This window comes from Sphingomonas sp. BE138 (assembly GCF_031456125.1).
Taxonomy (GTDB): domain Bacteria; phylum Pseudomonadota; class Alphaproteobacteria; order Sphingomonadales; family Sphingomonadaceae; genus Sphingomonas.
Genome location: NZ_JAVDUC010000001.1, coordinates 215,088 through 235,225 on the forward strand (window position 1 = coordinate 215,088; position 20,138 = coordinate 235,225).

Genomic DNA, 20,138 nt, shown 5'->3' on the forward strand with positions numbered 1-20,138 from the left:
GATGCGCCAGCCGCGTTGCCGGTCGCAGGCGCGCAACCGTTTCGCGTGTGGATCGTTGGCACCTGACGCGGAAACGTACCGGAATGCCGGCGTTTGCTCGCGCAAAGGGGCGTCATACTTGGCTTTTACGGTTCGTCACTCCCGTCTGCTCCTGGCCACCGCCGGGTTCGCGCTGGTCGTGGGACAGGCGCAGGCACAGATCCAGACCCCGGGTACCGCGCCGGCGCGGGGCCCGGATGCACCGCGCGATCCCGCCGGCCCCGACAGCCAGGGCAATGCGCCGATCGTGCCCGACGCCGAGTTCGACCAGGCGCTGCCGCCGCTGTCGGGCGATATCAACGCGCCGCTGGAGCCGATGCCGGCCGATGCGACGCGCACCACGACCGCCCCCGCGACCAGCACCGCGACTCCGGCGCCCGCCCCGGCGCAGGACGCCGCGCAGGCACCGATCACGCCGGGCACGTTGCCGCCCGCGCCGCCCGCCGATCCGGCGCTGGCGCAACCGCTGGAGCCGTTGTCGGCGTTCAATTCCACGCCGTTGCAAAGCGTCGCGGACGTGAAGGGCGAGGACGCGCCCGACATCCGCTATGTCAGCGAGGTGCGCGGGCTCGATCCGCTCGGGCTGACCGACGAATTCAACGCGCTGTCGGCGCTGCGCGAGGGCAAGGGCAAGGCCGACAATGCCACGCAGGTGGCCGCGCGCGGGCGCGAGGACGAGCAGCTGGCGGTGCGGCTGATGAAGTCGCTCGGCTATTACGACGGCACCGCGATCTCGCGGATCGAGAATGTGCCGGGCGAGAAGCAGCAGGTGAAGGCGATCGTCAGCGCGACGCCGGGGCAGCTCTACAAGCTGGGCACGATCACCGTGCAGGCGCAGCCGACGACGCCGCCCGACCTGGTGCGGCGCGAGCTGCCGCTGAAGACCGGCGACCCCATCGAGGCGGCGCGGGTGCAGGGCGCGGAGGCGAACGTCAGCCTGAAGCTGCCGCAGCAGGGCTATCCGTTCGTGAAGGTCGGGGAGCGCGACATCCTGCTCGACGAGCAGACCGCGCGCGGCGACTATACGCTGCCGGTCGACACCGGGCCGCGATCGTCGTTCGGGGTGCTCAGGACCGAGGGCGACCCGGTGTTCGACCTGAAGCATCTGAACGTCTTCCCGCGTTTCGAACAGGGGCAGCTCTACGACAACCGCAAGGCGGACGACCTGCGCGAGGCGCTGGTCGCGACGGGGCTGTTCAACGGCGTCGGCGTGCAGCCGGTGCGGACCGGCACGATCCTGCCCGACGGGACCGAGCAGGTCGACCTGATGGTGCGCCAGACGCGCGGACCGGCCAAGAGCCTGTCGGGCGGCGCGGGGTTCCAGACCGGGCAGGGCGTGACCGTGGAGGGCACGTTCACCAACCGCAACCGCTTCCCGCCCGAAGGCGCGCTGATCCTGGGCGCGATCGCGGGCACGCAGCAGCAGGGGATTTCGGGTACGTTCCGCCGCCAGAACGCCGGCAAGCGCGACCGCACCGTGACGCTTGTCGCCAGCGCGCTGCGCGCCAATTACGATGCGTTCGAGGCGTTCACGGGGACGCTGTCGGGGCGCATCTCGTACGATTCGACGCCGATCTGGCAGAAGAAGTTCACCTATGCCTATGGCTTCGAACTGGTCGGCACGAACGAGAGCGTGTTCGACTTCGGCGAGAACGACCGCGTGCGCCGCACCTACGGCGTGCTGGCGCTGCCGGGGCAAGTGCAGTTCGACACGTCCGACGACCTGCTCAATCCGACGCGCGGCTATCGCCTGAAGCTGAGCCTGAGCCCGGAAACCTCGGTGCAGGGGTCGGTGCGTCCGTATGGCCGCAGCCTGGTCGAGGCGACCGCTTACTACCCGGTGTCCGACAAGCTGGTGATCGCAGGCCGCGTGCGCGCTGGCAGCATCTTCGGGATCGCGCGTGACGATATCGCGCCGTCCAGGCGGTATTACGGCGGCGGCGGCGGATCGGTGCGCGGTTATGGCTTCCAGCGGCTCGGGCCGCTCGAACCGGAAAGCTCGCTGGTGCCGGGTGACGAGGATCGCGACGAGGTGAAGGACCTGCGCCCGATCGGCGGACGCAGCCTCAACGAATTCTCGATCGAGGCGCGCTATCGCTTCGGCAACTTCGGGATCGTGCCGTTCCTCGACGCCGGCAATGCGTATGAAAGCACGCTGCCCAACGCCAGCGACCTGCGCTTCGGCGCGGGCATCGGCGGGCGCTTCTATACCAATTTCGGGCCGATGCGCGTCGACGTCGCGACGCCGCTCAACCCGCGTCCGGGCGATGCCAAGGTCGCTTTGTACATCTCGATCGGGCAGGCGTTCTGATGGCTGACGACACGCTGGCGCCCCGTGGCACGGAAGGCGAGAACGTGGTCGTGCAGGAGCGGCACCGGCCGCTGTGGCTGCGCATCCTGAAGTGGATCGGCATCGCGCTGCTGGCGCTGTTGATGCTGGTGGTGGTGATCGTGCTGGGGATCAACACCGATCCCGGCCGGCGGTTCGTGGCCGACCAGATCGGCGGCTATACGACGGCATCGGGGCTGAACATCAAGGTCGGGCGGATCGACGGATCGCTCTACGGCCGGATGCGGCTGAGCGACGTGCGGGTCAGCGATCCCAAGGGCGTGTTCCTGACCTCGCCGCGGCTGGACGTCGACTGGCGACCGTTCGCGTTCGTGAACAACCATGTCGACGTGCGCAGCGTCGGTAGCGAGCTGATCACGCTGCGACGCAACCCCGAGTTGAAGCCGTCGACCGAGCCGACCGATCCCAACGCACCGCTGCTGCCCGATCTCGATATCGACATCGGCCGCTTGCAGGTCGCGCGGTTCGTGATGGAGCCGGCGGTGTCGGGCGCGCGGCATATCGCGCGCTTCGACGGGCAGGCGCATATCGCCGATCGCCGCGCGCAGCTGACGGTCGACGCGGTGGCGCTGCGCGCGCCGGGCGTCGCGGGCGGCGACACGGCGCGGGTGAAGATCGACGCGGTGCCCGACGACAACAAATTGGACGTAGACGTGCGGCTGGCCGCGCCGGCGGGCGGCGTCGTCGCGCAGCTGGCGGGGTTGAAGGCGCCGCTGACCGCGACCGTCACCGGGCGTGGTAGCTGGGCGTCGTGGCAGGGTCGCGCGCTGGCGACGCTGGGCGGCGGTGAGCTGGCCAACCTGTCGCTCACCGCGCGAAACGGGCACATCGAGGTGCGCGGGCCGACGCGGCCGGGGCTGTACCTGGAGGGCCCGGTCGAGCGGCTGACCGCCCCCGCCTTGCAGGTCGCGGCCGACGTGACGCTGGGCGAGCGCAGCGCCGACACGCGCATCAAGCTGGCGTCGAGCGCGCTGGCGGTCGACGCGGGCGGGATGCTCGACCTGAAGAACAGTCGCTTCGGCAATTTCGCGGTCGACGCCAGGCTGCTGACGCCGGGTGCGATCGCGCCCAATCTGCGCGGACGCGACGTGCTGGCGCGCGTGGTGCTGAACGGCGCGTTCGCGACCCCGACCGTCGATTACAAGGTGCGGGCGACCTCGCTCGGCTTCGGCGCGATGAGCGTCGAGAATCTGTACGCCGAGGGACTGGCGCGCGTGAACAGCGACCGCATCCTGGTGCCGGTCCATGCGCGTGCGAAGCGCATTGCGGGGCTGAACCCGGCGCTGGGCGGCCTCACCACCAACGCGCGCGTCGACGGCGATCTGGCGATCCAGATGCCCAACATCCTGTCGGACAATCTGCGCATCCGGTCCGACACGATCGATGCCACCGCGATCATCGCGGCGAACATGCAGACCGGGCGCTACACCGGCGGGTTGCAGGGGCGCGTCAACAACTTCCGCGTCGACAGCGTCGGCATCCTCAATATCCAGACCGATGCCAAGCTGGTGCCCGGTGCGCGCGGCGGGTTCGGGATCACCGGCCGCGTCGCGGTGCAGACCAAGCAATTGTTCAACGAGGGCGCGCGCACCTTCCTGGGCGGCAATGCGGTGCTCAGCACGCGTTTCGGCTATTCGCCCGAGGGGGTCGTCACCTTCGAGAGCCTGAAGATGAATGCGCCGCAGTTCCGCATCACGCGCGGGCAGGGGCGGTTCGATCCGGCGAGCGGCGCGTTGCTGGTCGATGCCGACGCCTATTCGACGCAATACGGCCCGCTGTTCGCGCGCGTGACCGGATCGGCGACCGCACCGGTCGTGCGGCTGCGCGCGCCGCGACCGGGTGTCGGGATCGGGCTCGCCAACCTCGATGCGCGGGTCGTCGGGCGCGGGGGATCGTATCAGGTCAACGCGACCGGCGGCACCAATTACGGGCCGTTCACCGCCGACGTGCTGGTGACGCCGGGCCGGCAACTGGCGGTCGACATCCGCCGCGTGCTGTTCGCGGGCGTGCAGTTCGCGGGACGCGTCGTGCAGACCGCCGCGGGGCCGTTCGCGGGCCAGGTCCGCTTCAACGGGCAGGGGCTGAACGGGCTGGCGACGCTGGGCGCGCAGGGCAAGTACCAGCGCGCCAGCGTCAACGCGCGGGCGCTGTCGGCAAAGATCCCGGGCATGGTCGACTTCACGATCGGGCGCGCGCTGATCAACGCCGACGTGGTGCTCTATGACAAGCCGCAGGTGCGCGCCGATGCGCAGGTGGCCGACCTCCGCTACGGGGCGACGGTGCTCGACAAGGGGCGGGTGCGCGTGAACTATGCCGGCGGATCCGGGACCGCGCAGGCGTTCCTGACCGGGTCGAACAGCGTGCCGTTCCGCCTCGCGGCAAACGCGCGACTGTCGCCGGGCCAGTATCTGGTCGCGCTTCAGGGCGCGGCGAACGAAGTGGCGTTCCGCACCGCCGCGCCGGCGCGGATCGTCGCCGAGCGTGGCGGATACCGGTTGCAGCCGGCGCGGATCGACTTCGACAAGGGCTCGCTGCGGGTCGCCGGGCGGTTCGGCGGCGGTGCGACCGAGGCGCAGATGCGGCTCGACCGGCTCGACCTGTCGCTGATCAGCGCGCTGGTGCCCAATATCGGCGTCGGCGGCCAGGCCACCGGCAGCGTGGACTATGTCCAGGCGGCGGGCGAGGCGTTCCCGCGCGCGGACGCGCGGCTGAACATCGCCAATTTCACGCGCTCCAGCCTGACCTCGGTCTCGGAGCCGGTCGACATCGTGTTCCAGGGCCGGCTGACCAGCGCGGCGGGCGAGGGACGTGCGCTGATCAAGCGTGGCGGCACGCCGGTCGGGCGGATGGTGGCGACGCTGACGCCGAGCGGCAGCGGTAGCTGGACCACGCGGCTGATGCAGGGGCCGCTGTCGGGCGGGATCCGCTACAACGGGCCGTCGGGGGTACTCTTCAGCCTCGCCGGGTTGGCGGAGCAGCAATTGTCGGGGCCGGTGGCGATCGCCGCCGACTTCGGCGGAACGGTCGGCGCGCCGCGGATCAACGGCCTCGTGCGCGCGGACAACCTGACCTATACCAACGAGACCTATGGCACGCGGTTGACCAACATGCGGGTCGCGGCGCGCTTCAACAACGACCGGCTGGAACTGTCGCAACTGCAGGCACGCGCGGGGCAGGGCACGGTGCAGGCGCAGGGCAACGTCAGCCTGGCGGCGGCGCAGGGCTTCCCGCTCGACGTGCGGGTCGCGATGCGCAATGCGCAGCTGGCGCGCTCCGACGCGCTCGGCGCGACCGCCAGCGGCGACATCCGCATCCAGAACGGCGCAAACGGCGGGCTGATCTCGGGCGATATCCGCGTGCCCAATGCGCGGTACGAGATCATCCGGCAGGGCTCGGCCGAGGTGCCCGAGCTGACCGGCGTACGCCGCAAGAGCGACATTCGCGCGCCCAAGCCGACCGACCGGCCGACACCGCCGCCGGTGGGGCTGTTCAAGCTGGACCTGCGCGTGCGCGCCGACAACCAGCTGTATGTCTCGGGCATGGGGCTGGAGAGCGAATGGTCGATGGACCTGCGCATCGGCGGCACCAGCGCGGCGCCGACGATCGCGGGCGGGCTGGACCTCGTGCGCGGCACCTACTCCTTCGCCGGCAAGCGCTTCGACGTGCAGCGCGGGCAGGTGCGGTTCCGTGGCGGCGCGGCGCTGACCGATCCTGACATCAACATCCTGGCGACGACCAGCAACGACGGGGTGACGTTCAACATCAACATCACCGGCACCGGGCAGCGCCCGCAGATCGCCTTCACCTCCACCCCTTCGTTGCCGCAGGACGAGGTGCTGAGCCGCCTGCTGTTCGGGACCAACCCGGAGAATCTGTCGGCGACCGAGGCGCTGCAACTCGCCTCCGCGCTCAACTCGCTGCGCGGGTCGGGCGGCGGGCTGAACCCGCTCGGCAAGCTGCGCTCGGCGACCGGGTTCGACCGACTGCGCATCCTGGGCGCGGACGAGGCGAGCGGGCGCGGATCGGCGCTGGCGGCGGGCAAGTATCTGACGAACGATATCTATATCGAGATCGTCACCGACGCGCGCGGCTTCACCGCGACCCAGCTGACGATCGCGCTGACCAAGTCGATCAGCATCCTGTCGCAGGCCGGGTCGTTCGGCGGGTCGAACGTGCAGGTACGGTATTCGCGCGACTTCTGAGGGGCAGGGCGCGCGGGGATGATGCGGCCACGTTTTTGGTCACGTCCTTCCGTCTTCCCGCGTAAGCCGGGAAGACGGTGCCCGCAGGGCCCGAAAGTCCCGAGTGTGCGGAGCGGTGGACCCTGGCCTGCGCCGGGGCGACCGACGTGACCCTCATCCGCCGTTCGTTCTGAGCGTGTCGAAGGGCGTGTTCCGGGCACGTGCCCTTCGACTACCTGTCAAGGCAGGCGCTCAGGACCGGCTTCGACAGGCTCAGCACGAGCGGAGGGGGCGTGCCTCGATCTTATCCCGAAGGCGGGCGCAGCGCCGCAGCGAGCGAGGCACCGGCGCTGCCGCGGCGTGCCGGCTTGGGCTGGTCGGGCGACGGCGACCAGCCGGTCAGGAAGATGAGGTCGAAGCGCTCGTCGGTGCGGCCGTCGGGGCCGCTGCGCGCGGCGAAGGCGGCGGCGGCGCGCGCCAGGGCGTCGCGGCGGAGCGGATGACGCGAGGCGAGCAGGTTGCTCCCCGCCATGCCGCGCAGATCGTCGAGCAGGCGACCGAACGAGGCGTAGCGGACCGTCAGCGTCTCGCTGTCGGCGACCGGCAGCGTCAGGCCGGCGCGCACCAGCAGGTCGCCGGCCGAGCGCAGGTCTACCATCGGGTGGAGCCGCGCGACCGGGCGGTCGCCCTCCGCCTCGCGCAGCACCGCCCGCAACGTCGACAGGCTGTTGCCGCCGACGAACGCGCCGAGGAACAGGCCGTCGGGGCGGAGCGTGCGGCGAATGAGCGTGAGCGCGCCGGGCAGGTCGCCGACGCTGTCGAGCGTGCCGGCCGCGACCACCAGGTCGAACGCGCCGTCCGCGAACGGCAGCCGATCCTCGTCGGCCTGCACTCCGCCGCCCGCCTTCGCGAAGCCGAAGCCGGGATCGAGCCGGGCGACGCGGGTGCCGGGCGGCGGGACGAAGGCGGCGTCGAAACAGCCGAGGTCGAGCACGTCGGTGAAGTCGCGCGTGACCGCACCCAGCCGGTCGGCAATCCCGTCGAGCATCGCGGCGCGCAGGAAGTCGTGCGCGCCGTACCCGGCGGCAGCGCGGTCGCGGCGTCGGCGGCGCGCGGAGCGATCGAAGATGTCGGGCGAGGCCATGGCGATGCGGCGACTTGTGCCCGTTCGCGGGCGCCGCCACAAGGGTGGGCGTGCTCCACCGGCTGATCGACCTTGCGCTGCCGCCGCGTTGCCCCGGCTGCGGCGCGACGGTGGCGGGGCAGGGGCGGTTCTGCGCCGGCTGCTGGTCGAGCCTGCGGTTCCTGGGACCGCCGTGGTGTGCGGGATGCAACCTGCCGTTCGAGCATCATCGCGGCGACGATGCGCGCTGCGGCCAGTGTCTTGCCGATCAGCCGGCGCACGACGGGGTGCGCGCGGCCGTCGCCTATGGCGCGGTCGCGCGGACGGTGGCGTTGCGACTGAAATACGGCGGGCGGACGGCCTATGCCGAGGCGATGGCGGCACTGATGCGGCGGCACTTGCCCGAGCGACCGGCGTTGCTGGTGCCGGTGCCGCTGCATCGCCGGCGGCTATGGTGGCGCGGGTATAACCAGGCGGCGCTGATCGCGCGGGCGCTGGGGCGCGGGACGGGAATGACGGTCGCGTTGCATGCGCTGGAGCGACATCGCGCGACTCCGCCGTTGCGCGATCGTTCCCCGCGCGAGCGGCGCGCGACCGTGGCAGGGGCGTTCCGGATGACGGACGCGGGACGCGACGCGGTGCGGGGGCGCGCGGTGGTGCTGGTCGACGACGTCTACACCAGCGGCGCGACGGCGGAGGCGTGCGTGCGCGTGCTGAAGACGGCGGGAGCGGCGTCGGTGACGATCCTGGCATGGGCGCGCGTGATCGGCGATTGACAGCGCGGGGTGGCGATCACACCTAGGCGGGATGGCACGGGTCGAGATCTACACCAAGGCGTTCTGTCCGTATTGCGCGCGCGCGATGAACCTGCTGGCGTCGAAGGGCGTCGCGGTCGAGGAGACGGACATCGGCATGAACACGGCGAAGCGCGGGGAGATGATCGACCGCGCGAGCGGGCGCACCACCGTGCCGCAGATTTTCATCGACGGCACGCATGTCGGCGGCTCCGACGATCTCGCGGCGCTGGAGCGGGCGGGCAAGCTCGATGCGATGCTCGGCCGCTGACGCGGCGCGCGCGGCGTGATCGTCTTCGACCTGCGGTGTGCGCGCGATGGGCATGTGTTCGAGGCGTGGTTCGCGTCGTCGGCGGCGTTCGACGAGCAGAAGGCACGCGGGCTGCTGAGCTGTCCCGCGTGCGGCGCTGGTGAGGTCGAGAAGGCGCTGATGGCGCCGAATGTCGCCGCCAAGGGCAATCGCGGCGTGATGGCGGCGGAAGCGAAGGCGCTGCTCGCGAAGGTCGCGGCGGCGCAGAAGCAGGCGCTGGCCGGGTCGCGGTGGGTCGGCAGTGACTTCGCCGCAGAGGCGCGGGCGATGCATGTCGGCGAGAAGCCCGACGCGCCGATCCACGGGCAGGCGAGCTTGGCGGAGGCGAAGCAATTGGCCGACGAGGGCGTGCCGATCGCGCCCTTGCCGCTGCCGGTGGTGCCGCCCAAGGCGGTGAACTGAAGCGGCGCCAGGCTTTCGGCCCGTGGTGTGTGCGGCACGTGCTTCGACAGGCTCGGCGCGAACGGGTGAAGAGATGACGCAAGGGTAACTCGTCGTCGCTCCTGCCTGCGCAGGGGCGACGAAGGTCATCCGATCGCGCGGCCGCCTTTCCACATCGCCAGCACGCGGCCCTGCACGGGCAGGCCGTCGAACGGCGTGTTGCCGGCCATGCCGGGCAGGTCGTCGGCGTCGATCCGCCACGGCGCGTGCTCGTCGATCAGGATCACGTCGCCCGACATCCCTTCGGCGAGCGTCCCCGCCTCCAGCCCGAGCAGCGTCGCGGGTGCTTGCGCCAGGAGCGCGAAGAGGCGCGGGAGCGTCAGCCGGCCGTCGCGGACCAGCCCGAGCGCGAGCGGCAGCAGCGTCGCGGCGTCGGCGGCGCCGGGGCTGGCGTCGGCGAACGGCAGGCGCTTCTCCTCCGGCCCGCGCGGGTCGTGCCCCGAGCAGAGCAGGTCGATCGTTCCGTCCGACATCGCCGCGAGCGTCGCCTTGCGATCGTCCTCGCTGCGCAGCGGCGGCGAGAGGTGCGCGAAGGTGCGGAAGTCGCTCATCGCATTGTCGCTGAGCAGCGCATAGGCCGGCGTGGTCCCGCAGGTGACGCGCACCCCGCGCGCCTTGGCGGCGCGGACCAGCGCAAAGCCGGCGGCGGTGGTGACGCAGCGCAGGTGGAGACGCGCGCCGGTCTCCTCGGCGAGCATCAGGTCGCGCGCGATCGCCAGCGGCTCGGCAAGCGATGGCGCAGAGGCCAGGCCGAGGCGGGTGGCGGTCTCGCCCTCGGTCGCGACCGCGCCTGCCGCGAGACCGCCGTCCTCGGCATGCGCGACGACCGTGACGTCGAGGTCGCGCGCGTACATCAACACGCGGTGCATGACGCCGGAATCGGCGATCCAGCCGCGCCCGGTGCCGACCGCGCGCGCGCCCGCCGACAGGCAGACCGCCATCTCGGCGAGATCTTTGCCCGCCAACCCGCGCGTCGCCGCCGCGATCGGGTGGATCCACAGATCCGGCCGGCCGATCAGCGCGAGGCGCTGCACCGCGCCGGGTTCGTCGAGCACCGGATTCTGGTCGGGCATCGGCGCCACCCGCACCACGCCGCCGGCGCGTGCCGCGGCGCGATCGATCCGCGCGACGCCGACGTCGATGATGCCCGGTGCCAGCAGCTTGCCGCGGCAATCGACGCGCTCGGCATGGCTCGGCGCCTCCCCCGCGGCGATGATGCCGTCGACGATCAGCAGGTCGCCGGTGCGCTCGCCGCCCGCCGGGCAGACGATGCGGGCGTTGGTGAGGGCAAGTGCCTGCGTCATGCCCATCCCTCCACCCCGCGCGCACGCCGGGTGAGTACGTCGAGGCACGCCATGCGGACCGCCACGCCCATCTGCACCTGCTCGGTGATCGCGGATTGCTCGACATGGTCGGCGACGGCCGAATCGATCTCGACCCCGCGGTTCATGGGGCCGGGGTGCATGACCAGCGCGCCGGGCGCGCGGGTGTTGAGCCGCTCCAGCGTCAGGCCGTAGCGCAGGTGATATTCGCGGGTGGAGGGGACGTAGCCGCCCGCCATCCGCTCGGTCTGGAGCCGCAGCATCATGACCACATCGGCGCCCTCGATCGCCTTGTCGAAATCGGTGAAGGCGGTGACGCCGAAGCGTTCGATCGCCGGCGGCATCAACGTCGAGGGCGCGCAGACGCGTACCTCCGCCGCCAGCGCGGTCAGCGCCAGGATGTTCGAGCGCGCGACGCGGCTATGCAGCAGGTCGCCGCAGATCACGACGCGCTTGTTGGCGATCCCGCCCAGCCGGCGGCGGATCGTCAGCGCATCGAGCAGCGCCTGCGTCGGATGCTCGTGGCGCCCGTCGCCGGCGTTGAGCACCGGGCAATCGACCTTGTCGGCGATCAGCCGCACCGCGCCCGACGACATGTGGCGGATGACGATCACGTCGGCGCGCATCGCGTTCAGCGTCATCGCGGTATCGATCAGCGTCTCGCCCTTCTTCACGCTCGACTGCGCGGCGTGCATGTTGACGACATCGGCGCCCAGCCGCTTGCCCGCGATCTCGAAGCTGAGCAACGTACGGGTGCTGTTCTCGAAGAAGGCGTTGATTTGCGTGAAGCCGGCCAGCCGCTGATCGGGGGCGGCGCGGGTGCGGTTCGCCGCCACCCAGGTTTCCGCCTCGTCGAGCAGGAAGGTGATCTCGTGCGGTTCGAGACCTTCGATGCCGGTCAGGTGACGGTGCGGAAACACCGCGCCTCCGGGGATCAGCGTGGCGGGGCGGTGGTCCGATCGGGTCATCAAGGCCGCTGCCTAACCGGCGCGGGGGGGCGGTGCAAGCGGGGGCGGGGCGCTCACAGCCAGATCGCCGCCCACGCCGTTCGTGCCGAGCCTGTCGAAGCACATGCCGCTAGCGCGTGGTTTGTGACACGCCCCGTTCGACTGCCTGCCAAGGCAGGCGCTCAGGACAGGCTTCGACAAGCTCGGGGCGAACGGCAGGGTGTTACGCCTCCGCCATCTCCCGCACCAGCTCGCCGGTGCGCTCCAGCCGGGCGAGCGGGTCGTCGATGCGCTCGCGCAGCAGGAAGCGGCGGTCCTTCTCCTCCAGCCCGAACGCGGCGGCGTCGATCGCAGTGCCGTTGTGCGGCTCCAGCGCGACCGCGGCGGGACCGGCGCTGATCTTCGCGATGCCGGCGGCGCGCGCATCGACGCGCATCCGCGCGGTCGCCAGCAAGGTGCGCGCCTCGTCGGGCAGCGCACCGAAGCGGTCCTCCAGTTCGTCGGCTAGCGCATCGAGCGTCTCGCCGTCGGTGATCCGCGCCAGCCGGGTGTAGAGGGTGACGCGCAGTTCCTCGTCGGGGATCCACGTCTCGGGCAGGCGACCGTCGATGCCGAGGTGCAGCTCGGGCGTCCAGCGCTCGACTTCCTCGCCACGGGCGCGGCGCAGCGCGCCTTCCAGAAGTTGCTGGTAGAGGTCGATGCCGATCAGCTTCATGTGCCCGGCCTGCGTCTCGCCCAGCAGGTCGCCTGCGCCGCGCATGTCGAGGTCGCGCGCGCTGATCGCGAAGCCGGCGCCGAGCCGGTCGAACGCCTCCAGCGTACGCAGCCGCTTGAGCGTGCGCGGCGCGATCGCATGGTCGGGATCGGTGAACAGCAGCACCTGGCCGCGCCGGCTGCCGCGCCCGACCCGCCCGCGCAGCTGGTGGAGCTGCGACAGCCCGAAGCGGTCGGCGTGGACGATCACCATCGTGTTGGCGCGCGGCACGTCGAGCCCGGCCTCGATGATGTTGGTCGCCAGCAGCACGTCGCCCTCGCCCGCGCCGAAGCGGACCATCGCGGCGTCGATCTCGTCGGCCGGCAGCTTGCCGTGCGCCTCCAGCACCTCGAGCTCGGGGACCAGCCGGGCGAGTTGCTCGCCAAGCGGCGCCATGTCGGCGATGCGCGGCACGACGACGAAGCTTTGCCCGCCGCGGCTCTTTTCGCGCAGCAGCGCCGCGCGCAGCGTCTCGGGCGCGAACGCGCCGACCGCGGTGCGGATCGGCTGGCGACGTGCGGGGGGCGTGGCGATGATCGAGAGTTGTTGCAGCCCGACCAAGGCGGATTGCAGCGTCCGGGGGATCGGGGTTGCCGACAATGTCAGCACGTGTCCGGCCGAGAGCGTGCGCAGCTTGTCCTTGTCGGCCGCGCCGAAGCGCTGTTCCTCGTCGATGACGACGAGCGCGAGGTCCTTGTAGACGACGCCCTTGCCCGCGACCGCGCCGGTGCCGACGACGATCTGCACCGAGCCGTCGGCGAGCGCCGCCTTGACGCGCTTCTTCTCCGCGGCGCTCGACAGCCGCGAGAGGCCGGCGACCGCGATACCGGAGCCTTCGAAGCGCGCGGTGAAGGTTTCGAGATGCTGGCGCGCGAGCACGGTGGTCGGCGCCGCGATCGCCACCTGCTTGCCGGCGAGCGCGGCAAGCGCGGCGGCGCGCAGCGCGACCTCGGTCTTGCCGTAGCCGACGTCGCCGATCACCAGCCGGTCCATCGGGCGGCCGGCGGCCAGGTCGGCGCGGACCGCGGCGATCGCTTTGGCCTGATCGGCGGTTTCGGTGAAGGCAAAGCCGGCGGCGAAGCGTTCGTAGGCGGCGGTGTCGGGCTCCAGCGCGGGCGCGTCGCGGCGGCTGCGTTCCTCGGCGAGCGCGGTCAGGTCGCGTGCGCTTTGCGCAATGGCCGCGTCGATTTCGCCCCGGCGCTTCTGCCAGCTCGATCCGTCGAGCCGGTCGAGCGTGACCGCATCGGCCTCCGCGCCGTAGCGCCAGATGCGATCGGCCTCGCCGACCGGCACCAGCCGCACGCCGTCATTGGCATAGGTCAGCTTGATCGCGTCGCCGCCGTCGTCGGGCAATCGCTCCAGCCCGGCGACGACGCTGATGCCGTGATCCTCGTGGACCACCACGTCGCCGATGCGGATCTCGCCCAGGTCGAGCAGGGTCGGGTCGGCCGGCGCGCCGGCGATCTGTTCGCGATCGGCGCGGCTGCCGAGCAGGTCGGCGGCGGCGATCGCGAGCACGCCGTCGCGACGGAAGCCGCGGTCGGCGGCGAGTTCGAGCGCAAGCAACGCGCCCGGCCTGGCCTCCGCGACCGCGCTCCACGAGGCGACAGTGGCGGGGTCCTCCTTCAACGCCTTGGCGACGCGGCGACGCAGGAAGCGCAGGTCGCGCGCGCTGCCGAGCAGGACGACGCGCTCGCCTTCCTCGCGCGCCTGTCGGGCGAGGGTGGCGAAGGCGCGCAACGGCGCCTTCTGTTCGGCGAAGCGCGGGGGCGGGTCGCCGGCGCGCGCGGGGGTGACCAGCGTGCGCGCGGCGACCGCCTTCTTCCAGGCGGCGTCCTCGATCACGTCGCGCGCGGCGCGCTTGCGGGCGCGGCGGGTGGCGTCGTTCACGAGCGCGAGGAAGCGGCGGCGGCGGTCGTCGGCGGCGTCGTCGATGACGACCCGCGCCTCGGGCAGGTGATCGAGCAGGGTGGTGCGATCGTCGCCGAGCGCCGGCTCGGCGACGCGGCCCAGCTCGCGCTCCGCCACATCGTCGATCGAGCGCTGGTCGGCGGGGTCGTAGCAGCGCAGCGACACGACCTTGCCGTCCGCCACCTCGATGCGCAGCGGCAGCGCGGCGTCGGCGGGAAAGACGTCGAGCACCTGTCCGCGCAGCGCGATCTCGCCGGGTTCGTCGACGCGTTCGTCGGCGATATAGCCGAGGTCGGCCAGCTCGGCGTGAAGCGCGGCGAGATCGAGCGCGGTGTCGATCTTCACCGTCGGCGGCTCGGCATCGAAGGCGGCGGGCGGCGGATAGGCGCGGGCGAGCGCCTCGCCGGTGGTGACCAGCGCGATCGGGGCGCGTCGCTTCGTCCCGGCGTGGCGGCGCGCATGGCGCAGCGCCGACACGCGCTGGCCGACGTTGGCGGGGGAAGGGGGCGCGTCCTCGCCGGGGAGTGCGTCGCTGCCCGGGCAGAACAGCACCATGGCATCGGGCATCGCCGCCTGCAGCGACTGCGCCAGCGCGGCGGCGCGGACGTCGTCGGCGACCGCCGCGATCACATCGCCGTCGGACAGCGCCTCGGCGAGCATCGCCGCCTGTTCGGCGATCGACAGCGGCGCGGCGGACGGCGTAGCGGATGGGGCGGGGCGGGCAGACATTAGCGAACGATCTTCATAGGTTCGTTCGAACGGCCCGCGGGCCAGCGGCGTTCCGGCACAAACCGCTTGCGCCAGATCAGGACGCCGCGTGGACAGCGGGTGGCACGATCCTATATCGGCGGGATGAAACGCCTGTTTGCCGCCGCGGCGCTGGTCGCCGCTTTCGTCGCACCCGCGCAGGCCGCATCGCGCGATCCCGATGCGGTGCTTGCCGACCTGTTGAAAGGCCGCGTCGCCGAACCGCCGGTCCGCTGCATCTCGGTATCACCGGGAATGGGGTCGTCGCAGATCGTGCGCGGCCGCGCGATCGTGTGGCGAAGCGGGGGGCGGCTCTACGTCAACGTGCCGCGCGGTCGCGCCGATACGCTGGACGACGACGACATCCTGATCACCGAGCCGTTCGGTTCGCAATTGTGCCGGAACGATCAGGTCCGGCCGCTCAATCGGCTGTCGCGCATCCCAAAGGCGGCGTTGTTGCTGGGCGACTTCACGCCCTACATCCGTCGCGCACCCAAGTAATCGTCGCGTGAAAGTAGTTCAGGCAGCCTGACGATATTCGGCGTCGTTGGCGGCGACGGCGCGCGCGCGGGCCTGGTTGCGGTACTGGGCGATCAGATAGACAAGATAAAGCATCCGGGACCTCACTGTTGCTGGTGACGTGCTGCGATGCAGCGTGTGCGCCCCATCTGGTGAAGAAAGCATGATGCAGCAATTGCAACCTGCGCGATCACGCGTGCGTCGGTTGCAAGGGCCATGCACCTCTCGCCTCGATGGAAGGCAGGGATGAAAAAAGCCGCCGCCCGGCATCCGGACGGCGGCTCTTTTCTTGGTCAGGCGGATGCCCGAAGCGAGGATCACTCCTCGTTCAGATACTCGCCGGCATCGGCATCGCTGCCGGTGCCCGAGGGAACGACGGCCGCCAGCGGATCGCTGCCGGTGCCGACGTCGTCGCGCGGGGTGCGCGATTCCTCGGCAGCGCGGGTCTGCGCCGCATTGCCCGCGGAACCCGCCGCGACCATCGCGTCCTGCAACTTGCGCTGCTGCGCCCGCAGTGCCGCGTCGCGCGACGAGGCCGCCACGCGCAGGCGGTTCATGCCCGCGCCGGTGCCCGCCGGGATCAGGCGGCCGACGATGACATTCTCCTTCAGCCCCATCAGCGTGTCCTGCTTCCCCTGGACCGCCGCCTCGGTGAGGACGCGGGTGGTCTCCTGGAACGACGCCGCCGAGATGAAGCTGCGGGTCTGCAGGCTCGCCTTGGTGATGCCCAGCAGGATCGGCTTGCCCTGCGCACGCGCCTGGCCATCCTCCAGCTTGTCGTTGATCGCGTCCATCTCCTCGCGATCGACCTGCTCGCCCACCAGCAAGGTGGTGTCGCCGGACTCGGTGATCTCGACCTTTTGCAGCATCTGACGAACGATCGTCTCGATGTGCTTGTCGTTGATCTTCACGCCCTGCAAGCGATAGACTTCCTGGATTTCGCTGACCAGATATTCGGCCAGCGGCTCGATGCCGAGCACTTCCAGGATGTCGTGCGGGTCGGGGCTGCCGCCGATCAGGTTGTCGCCACGCTTGACGTAGTCGCCTTCCTGAACGTCGATCACCTTCGACTTGGGCACCAGATACTCGACGACCTCGCCGCCGTCCTCCGGCTGGATGCCGATCTTGCGCTTCGCCTTATAGTCCTTGCCGAACACCACGCGGCCGGAGACCTTGGCGATGATGGCATTTTCCTTGGGCTTGCGCGCCTCGAACAGCTCGGCGACGCGCGGCAGACCGCCGGTGATGTCGCGGGTCTTGGCGGACTCGCGAGCGACACGGGCGAGCACGTCGCCGGCCTGGACGGTGGCATTGTCCTCCACCGACAGCACCGCACCCGGCGCCAGCAGGTAGCGCGCGGCCTCGCCCGACCCCTCGTCGAGCAGGGTCATGCGCGGACGCAGATCCTCCTTCGACTTGGACGTCGCGCGATATTCGATCACCACGCGCTGCGCGATGCCGGTCGCCTCGTCGACCTGCTCGGTCAGGGTCTTGCCCTCGATCAGGTCCTGGAAGCGCACGGTGCCGCCCGTCTCGGTGATGACCGGCATGGTGAACGGATCCCATTCGGCCATCCGGTCGCCCTTGCTGATGATGTGGCCATCATCGAACATGACGTAGGCACCGTACGGGATCTTGTGCACCGCCAGCTCGCGACCGTCCATGTCGACGATCGCGATCTCGCCCGAGCGGCTGAGCACCACGCGACGACCGCGCTGGTCCTCGATGATGCGCAGGTCGCGGAACTCGACGGTGCCGTCGACCGGCGCCTCGAGGTTCGACTGCTCGTTCAGCTGCGCCGCACCGCCGATGTGGAAGGTACGCATCGTCAGCTGCGTGCCCGGCTCACCGATCGACTGCGCCGCGATGACGCCGACCGCCTCGCCGATGTTGACCGGCGTACCGCGGGCGAGGTCACGCCCGTAGCACTTGCCGCACACCCCGACCTTGCTCTCGCAGACCAGCGGCGAGCGGATCTTCATCGCCTGAATGCCCAGCGCCTCGATCTGCGCGACCATCGGCTCGTCGAGCAGCGTGCCGACCGGGATCACGACCTTGCCGCTCTTGGCATCGACGACGTCCTCGGCCGTGGTGCGGCCAAGGATACGCTCGCCCAGCGACGCGATCGTCGATCCGCCCTGCACGATCGCCTTCATCTCCAGCGCGCGCCCGGTCCCGCAATCCTCCTCGATGATGACGCAGTCCTGCGACACGTCGACGAGACGGCGGGTCAGATACCCCGAGTTCGCGGTCTTCAACGCCGTGTCCGCGAGGCCCTTGCGCGCGCCGTGGGTGGAGTTGAAGTATTCGAGGACGGTCAGACCTTCCTTGAAGTTCGAGATGATCGGCGTTTCGATGATCTCGCCCGACGGCTTGGCCATCAGGCCGCGCATGCCCGCCAACTGCTTGATCTGCGCGGGGGAGCCACGCGCACCGGAGTGCGCCATCATGTAGATCGAGTTGATGTCCTTCTCGCGGCCGACCATCGGGCCGTCCTCGTAGTGGCGCACCGCCTTGATCTCGTTCATCATCGAGTTCGCGACCTGGTCGCCGCAACGGCTCCAGGCGTCGATGACCTTGTTGTACTTCTCCTGCTGCGTGATCAGGCCGTCCTGATACTGCTGCTCGAAGTCCTTCACGAGGTCGCGGGTCTCGTCGACCAGCTTGTCCTTGTCCGGTGCGATCAGCATGTCGTCCTTGCCGAACGAAATGCCGGCGCGGAACGCGTGACGGAAGCCCAGCGCCATGATCGCGTCCGCGAACAGCACCGTCTCCTTCTGGCCGGTGTGACGATACACCTCGTCGATGACCTCGCCGACGTCCTTCTTGGTCAGGACGCGGTTGACGACGTCGAACGGCACCTTGTGGCTCTTGGGCAGGCATTCGCCCAGCAGCATGCGACCGGGGGTGGTCTCATAGCGCTTGAGATACTGCTTGCCGTTCTCGTCGGTCTGCGGAACGCGGCTGACGATCTTGGTGTGGAGCGTCACGGCGCCCGCGTAGAGCGCCTGATGCACCTCGGCCATGTCGCCCAGCATCATGCCCTCGCCCGGCTCCTTCTGCTTCTCCAGCGAGAGATAGTAGAGGCCCAGCACCATGTCCTGCGACGGAACGATGATCGGCTTGCCGTTCGCAGGGGACAGGATGTTGTTGGTCGACATCATCAGGACGCGCGCTTCCAGCTGCGCCTCAAGGCTCAGCGGAACGTGCACGGCCATCTGGTCGCCGTCGAAGTCGGCGTTGAACGCCGAGCAGACCAGCGGGTGCAGCTGGATCGCCTTGCCTTCGATCAGCACCGGCTCGAACGCCTGGATGCCGAGGCGGTGGAGCGTCGGCGCGCGGTTCAGCAGCACCGGATGCTCGCGGATCACCTCGTCCAGGATGTCCCAGACTTCCTTGCGCTCCTTCTCGACCCACTTCTTGGCCTGCTTCAGCGTCATGCTGAGGCCCTTGGCGTCGAGGCGCGCGTAGATGAACGGCTTGAACAGCTCGAGCGCCATCTTCTTGGGCAGGCCGCACTGGTGCAGCTTCAGCTCCGGACCGGTCACGATGACCGAGCGGCCCGAATAGTCGACGCGCTTGCCGAGCAGGTTCTGGCGGAAGCGGCCCTGCTTGCCCTTCAGCATGTCGGACAGCGACTTCAGCGGACGCTTGTTGGCGCCGGTGATCGTGCGACCGCGACGGCCGTTGTCGAACAAGGCGTCGACCGCTTCCTGCAACATGCGCTTTTCGTTGCGGACGATGATGTCCGGCGCACGCAGCTCCATCAGCCGCTTCAGGCGGTTGTTGCGGTTGATGACGCGGCGGTACAGGTCGTTGAGGTCCGACGTCGCGAAACGGCCGCCGTCCAGCGGCACCAGCGGGCGCAGCTCGGGCGGGATGACCGGCACGACCTCGAGGATCATCCATTCCGGACGATTGCCCGATTCCAGGAAGCTCTCGACGACCTTCAGGCGCTTGATGATCTTCTTGGGCTTCAGCTCCGACTTGGTCGTGGCCAGCTCTTCCAGAAGCTGCACCTTCTCCCCCTCGAGATCGAGGCTTTCGAGCATGATGCGGACCGCTTCCGCGCCGATCCCGGCCGAGAACGCGTCCTCGCCATACTCGTCCTGCGCCTCGAGCAGCTCATCCTCGGTGAGCAGCTGATACTTCTCGAGCGGGGTCAGGCCCGGCTCGATGACGATATACGCCTCGAAGTACAGCACGCGCTCCAGCTGCTTCAACTGCATGTCGAGCAGCAGGCCGATGCGGCTCGGCAGCGACTTCAGGAACCAGATGTGCGCGACCGGCGCGGCGAGCTCGATATGGCCCATCCGCTCGCGGCGGACCTTCGACACCGTGACCTCGACACCGCACTTCTCGCAGACGATGCCCTTGTACTTCATGCGCTTGTACTTGCCGCACAGGCATTCGTAGTCCTTGATCGGACCGAAGATGCGCGCGCAGAACAGGCCGTCACGCTCGGGCTTGAACGTGCGATAGTTGATCGTCTCGGGCTTCTTGATCTCGCCGAACGACCACGAACGGATCTTGTCCGGCGACGCGATCCCGATCTGGATCTGGTCGAAGGTTTCCGGCTTCGCGAGCGGATTGGCGAAATTGGTCAGTTCGTTCATCTTGATGAACCTCTTTGCATCTTTAGCCCTCTCCCAGCGGGGAGAGGGTTGGGTGAGGGGCCGCCGCAGGCGCTGGTCTCGGTG

11 protein-coding genes are annotated in these 20,138 nt (G+C 70.0%); 6 read left to right on the top strand and 5 right to left on the bottom strand.

Translation table 11 applies throughout. The features are described 5' to 3' along the window. The first annotated feature begins 151 nt into the window (after window positions 1-151). Both J2Y58_RS00945 and J2Y58_RS00950 read left to right on the top strand, forming a co-directional pair. Entirely contained in the window at window positions 152-2,350 is a 2,199-nt protein-coding gene (locus J2Y58_RS00945; protein ID WP_405053056.1) for an autotransporter assembly complex family protein, read from the top strand. Further along, window positions 2,350-6,591 carry a translocation/assembly module TamB domain-containing protein gene (locus J2Y58_RS00950; RefSeq protein ID WP_310097314.1) on the top strand — a complete coding sequence of 1,414 codons (4,242 nt, stop codon included), beginning with the start codon at window positions 2,350-2,352 and terminating at the stop codon, window positions 6,589-6,591. Before J2Y58_RS00945 ends, J2Y58_RS00950 begins: the two co-directional genes overlap by 1 nt. A 283-nt stretch (window positions 6,592-6,874) precedes the next feature. Here the strand turns inward: J2Y58_RS00950 and J2Y58_RS00955 are convergent, their stop codons facing one another. Further along, entirely contained in the window at window positions 6,875-7,714 is an 840-nt protein-coding gene (locus J2Y58_RS00955) for a methyltransferase domain-containing protein (protein ID WP_310097317.1), read from the bottom strand. A 14-nt stretch (window positions 7,715-7,728) separates the two neighbouring features. Between J2Y58_RS00955 and J2Y58_RS00960 the strand changes: the two genes are divergently transcribed. The 3 genes from J2Y58_RS00960 to J2Y58_RS00970 are packed head-to-tail and all read left to right on the top strand — an operon-like array spanning window position 7,729 to window position 9,199. Further along, window positions 7,729-8,469: a ComF family protein gene (locus J2Y58_RS00960; RefSeq protein ID WP_310097321.1), complete on the top strand. Its 741-nt coding sequence runs from the start codon at window positions 7,729-7,731 to the stop codon at window positions 8,467-8,469. 31 nt (window positions 8,470-8,500) lie between these two features. Continuing rightward, entirely contained in the window at window positions 8,501-8,758 is a 258-nt protein-coding gene (grxC, locus tag J2Y58_RS00965; protein ID WP_310097324.1) for a glutaredoxin 3, read from the top strand. Between the two features lie 15 nt (window positions 8,759-8,773). Further along, complete coding sequence (locus J2Y58_RS00970; RefSeq protein ID WP_310097327.1) at window positions 8,774-9,199, top strand: DUF1178 family protein; 426 nt, start codon at window positions 8,774-8,776, stop codon at window positions 9,197-9,199. Window positions 9,200-9,324: 125 nt separating this feature from the next. Here J2Y58_RS00970 and J2Y58_RS00975 read toward each other — a convergent pair whose 3' ends face one another. The 3 genes from J2Y58_RS00975 to J2Y58_RS00985 all read right to left on the bottom strand — a co-directional run bounded on the left by J2Y58_RS00975 (window position 9,325) and on the right by J2Y58_RS00985 (window position 14,901). Next, window positions 9,325-10,542, bottom strand: a complete 1,218-nt coding sequence (locus J2Y58_RS00975) for a dihydroorotase (protein ID WP_310097329.1) — start codon at window positions 10,540-10,542, stop codon at window positions 9,325-9,327. Further along, entirely contained in the window at window positions 10,539-11,528 is a 990-nt protein-coding gene (locus J2Y58_RS00980) for an aspartate carbamoyltransferase catalytic subunit (RefSeq protein ID WP_310097331.1), read from the bottom strand. Before J2Y58_RS00980 ends, J2Y58_RS00975 begins: the two co-directional genes overlap by 4 nt. Window positions 11,529-11,730: 202 nt before the next feature. Next, a complete protein-coding gene (locus J2Y58_RS00985; RefSeq protein WP_310097334.1) occupies window positions 11,731-14,901 on the bottom strand; it encodes a TRCF domain-containing protein in 3,171 nt (1,056 codons plus the stop codon). Window positions 14,902-15,024: 123 nt separating this feature from the next. Here J2Y58_RS00985 and J2Y58_RS00990 point away from each other — a divergent pair, with 123 nt between their 5' ends. After that, window positions 15,025-15,420, top strand: coding sequence for a hypothetical protein (locus tag J2Y58_RS00990; RefSeq protein WP_310097337.1), 396 nt, complete (start codon window positions 15,025-15,027; stop codon window positions 15,418-15,420). Window positions 15,421-15,755: 335 nt separating this feature from the next. On the opposite strand, the gene rpoC is transcribed toward J2Y58_RS00990, so the two are convergent. Continuing rightward, window positions 15,756-20,054: a DNA-directed RNA polymerase subunit beta' gene (gene rpoC, locus J2Y58_RS00995; protein ID WP_310097340.1), complete on the bottom strand. Its 4,299-nt coding sequence runs from the start codon at window positions 20,052-20,054 to the stop codon at window positions 15,756-15,758. Between the last annotated feature and the right edge of the window lie 84 nt (window positions 20,055-20,138).

Coding starts and splice junctions, on each gene's coding strand:
- J2Y58_RS00950 (WP_310097314.1), top strand. CDS start 2,350: ATGGCTGACGACACGCTGGCGCCCCGTGGCACGGAAGGCGAGAACGTG.
- J2Y58_RS00955 (WP_310097317.1), bottom strand. CDS start 7,714: ATGGCCTCGCCCGACATCTTCGATCGCTCCGCGCGCCGCCGACGCCGC.
- grxC (WP_310097324.1), top strand. CDS start 8,501: ATGGCACGGGTCGAGATCTACACCAAGGCGTTCTGTCCGTATTGCGCG.
- J2Y58_RS00975 (WP_310097329.1), bottom strand. CDS start 10,542: ATGACGCAGGCACTTGCCCTCACCAACGCCCGCATCGTCTGCCCGGCG.
- J2Y58_RS00980 (WP_310097331.1), bottom strand. CDS start 11,528: ATGACCCGATCGGACCACCGCCCCGCCACGCTGATCCCCGGAGGCGCG.
- J2Y58_RS00985 (WP_310097334.1), bottom strand. CDS start 14,901: ATGTCTGCCCGCCCCGCCCCATCCGCTACGCCGTCCGCCGCGCCGCTG.
- J2Y58_RS00990 (WP_310097337.1), top strand. CDS start 15,025: ATGAAACGCCTGTTTGCCGCCGCGGCGCTGGTCGCCGCTTTCGTCGCA.
- rpoC (WP_310097340.1), bottom strand. CDS start 20,054: ATGAACGAACTGACCAATTTCGCCAATCCGCTCGCGAAGCCGGAAACC.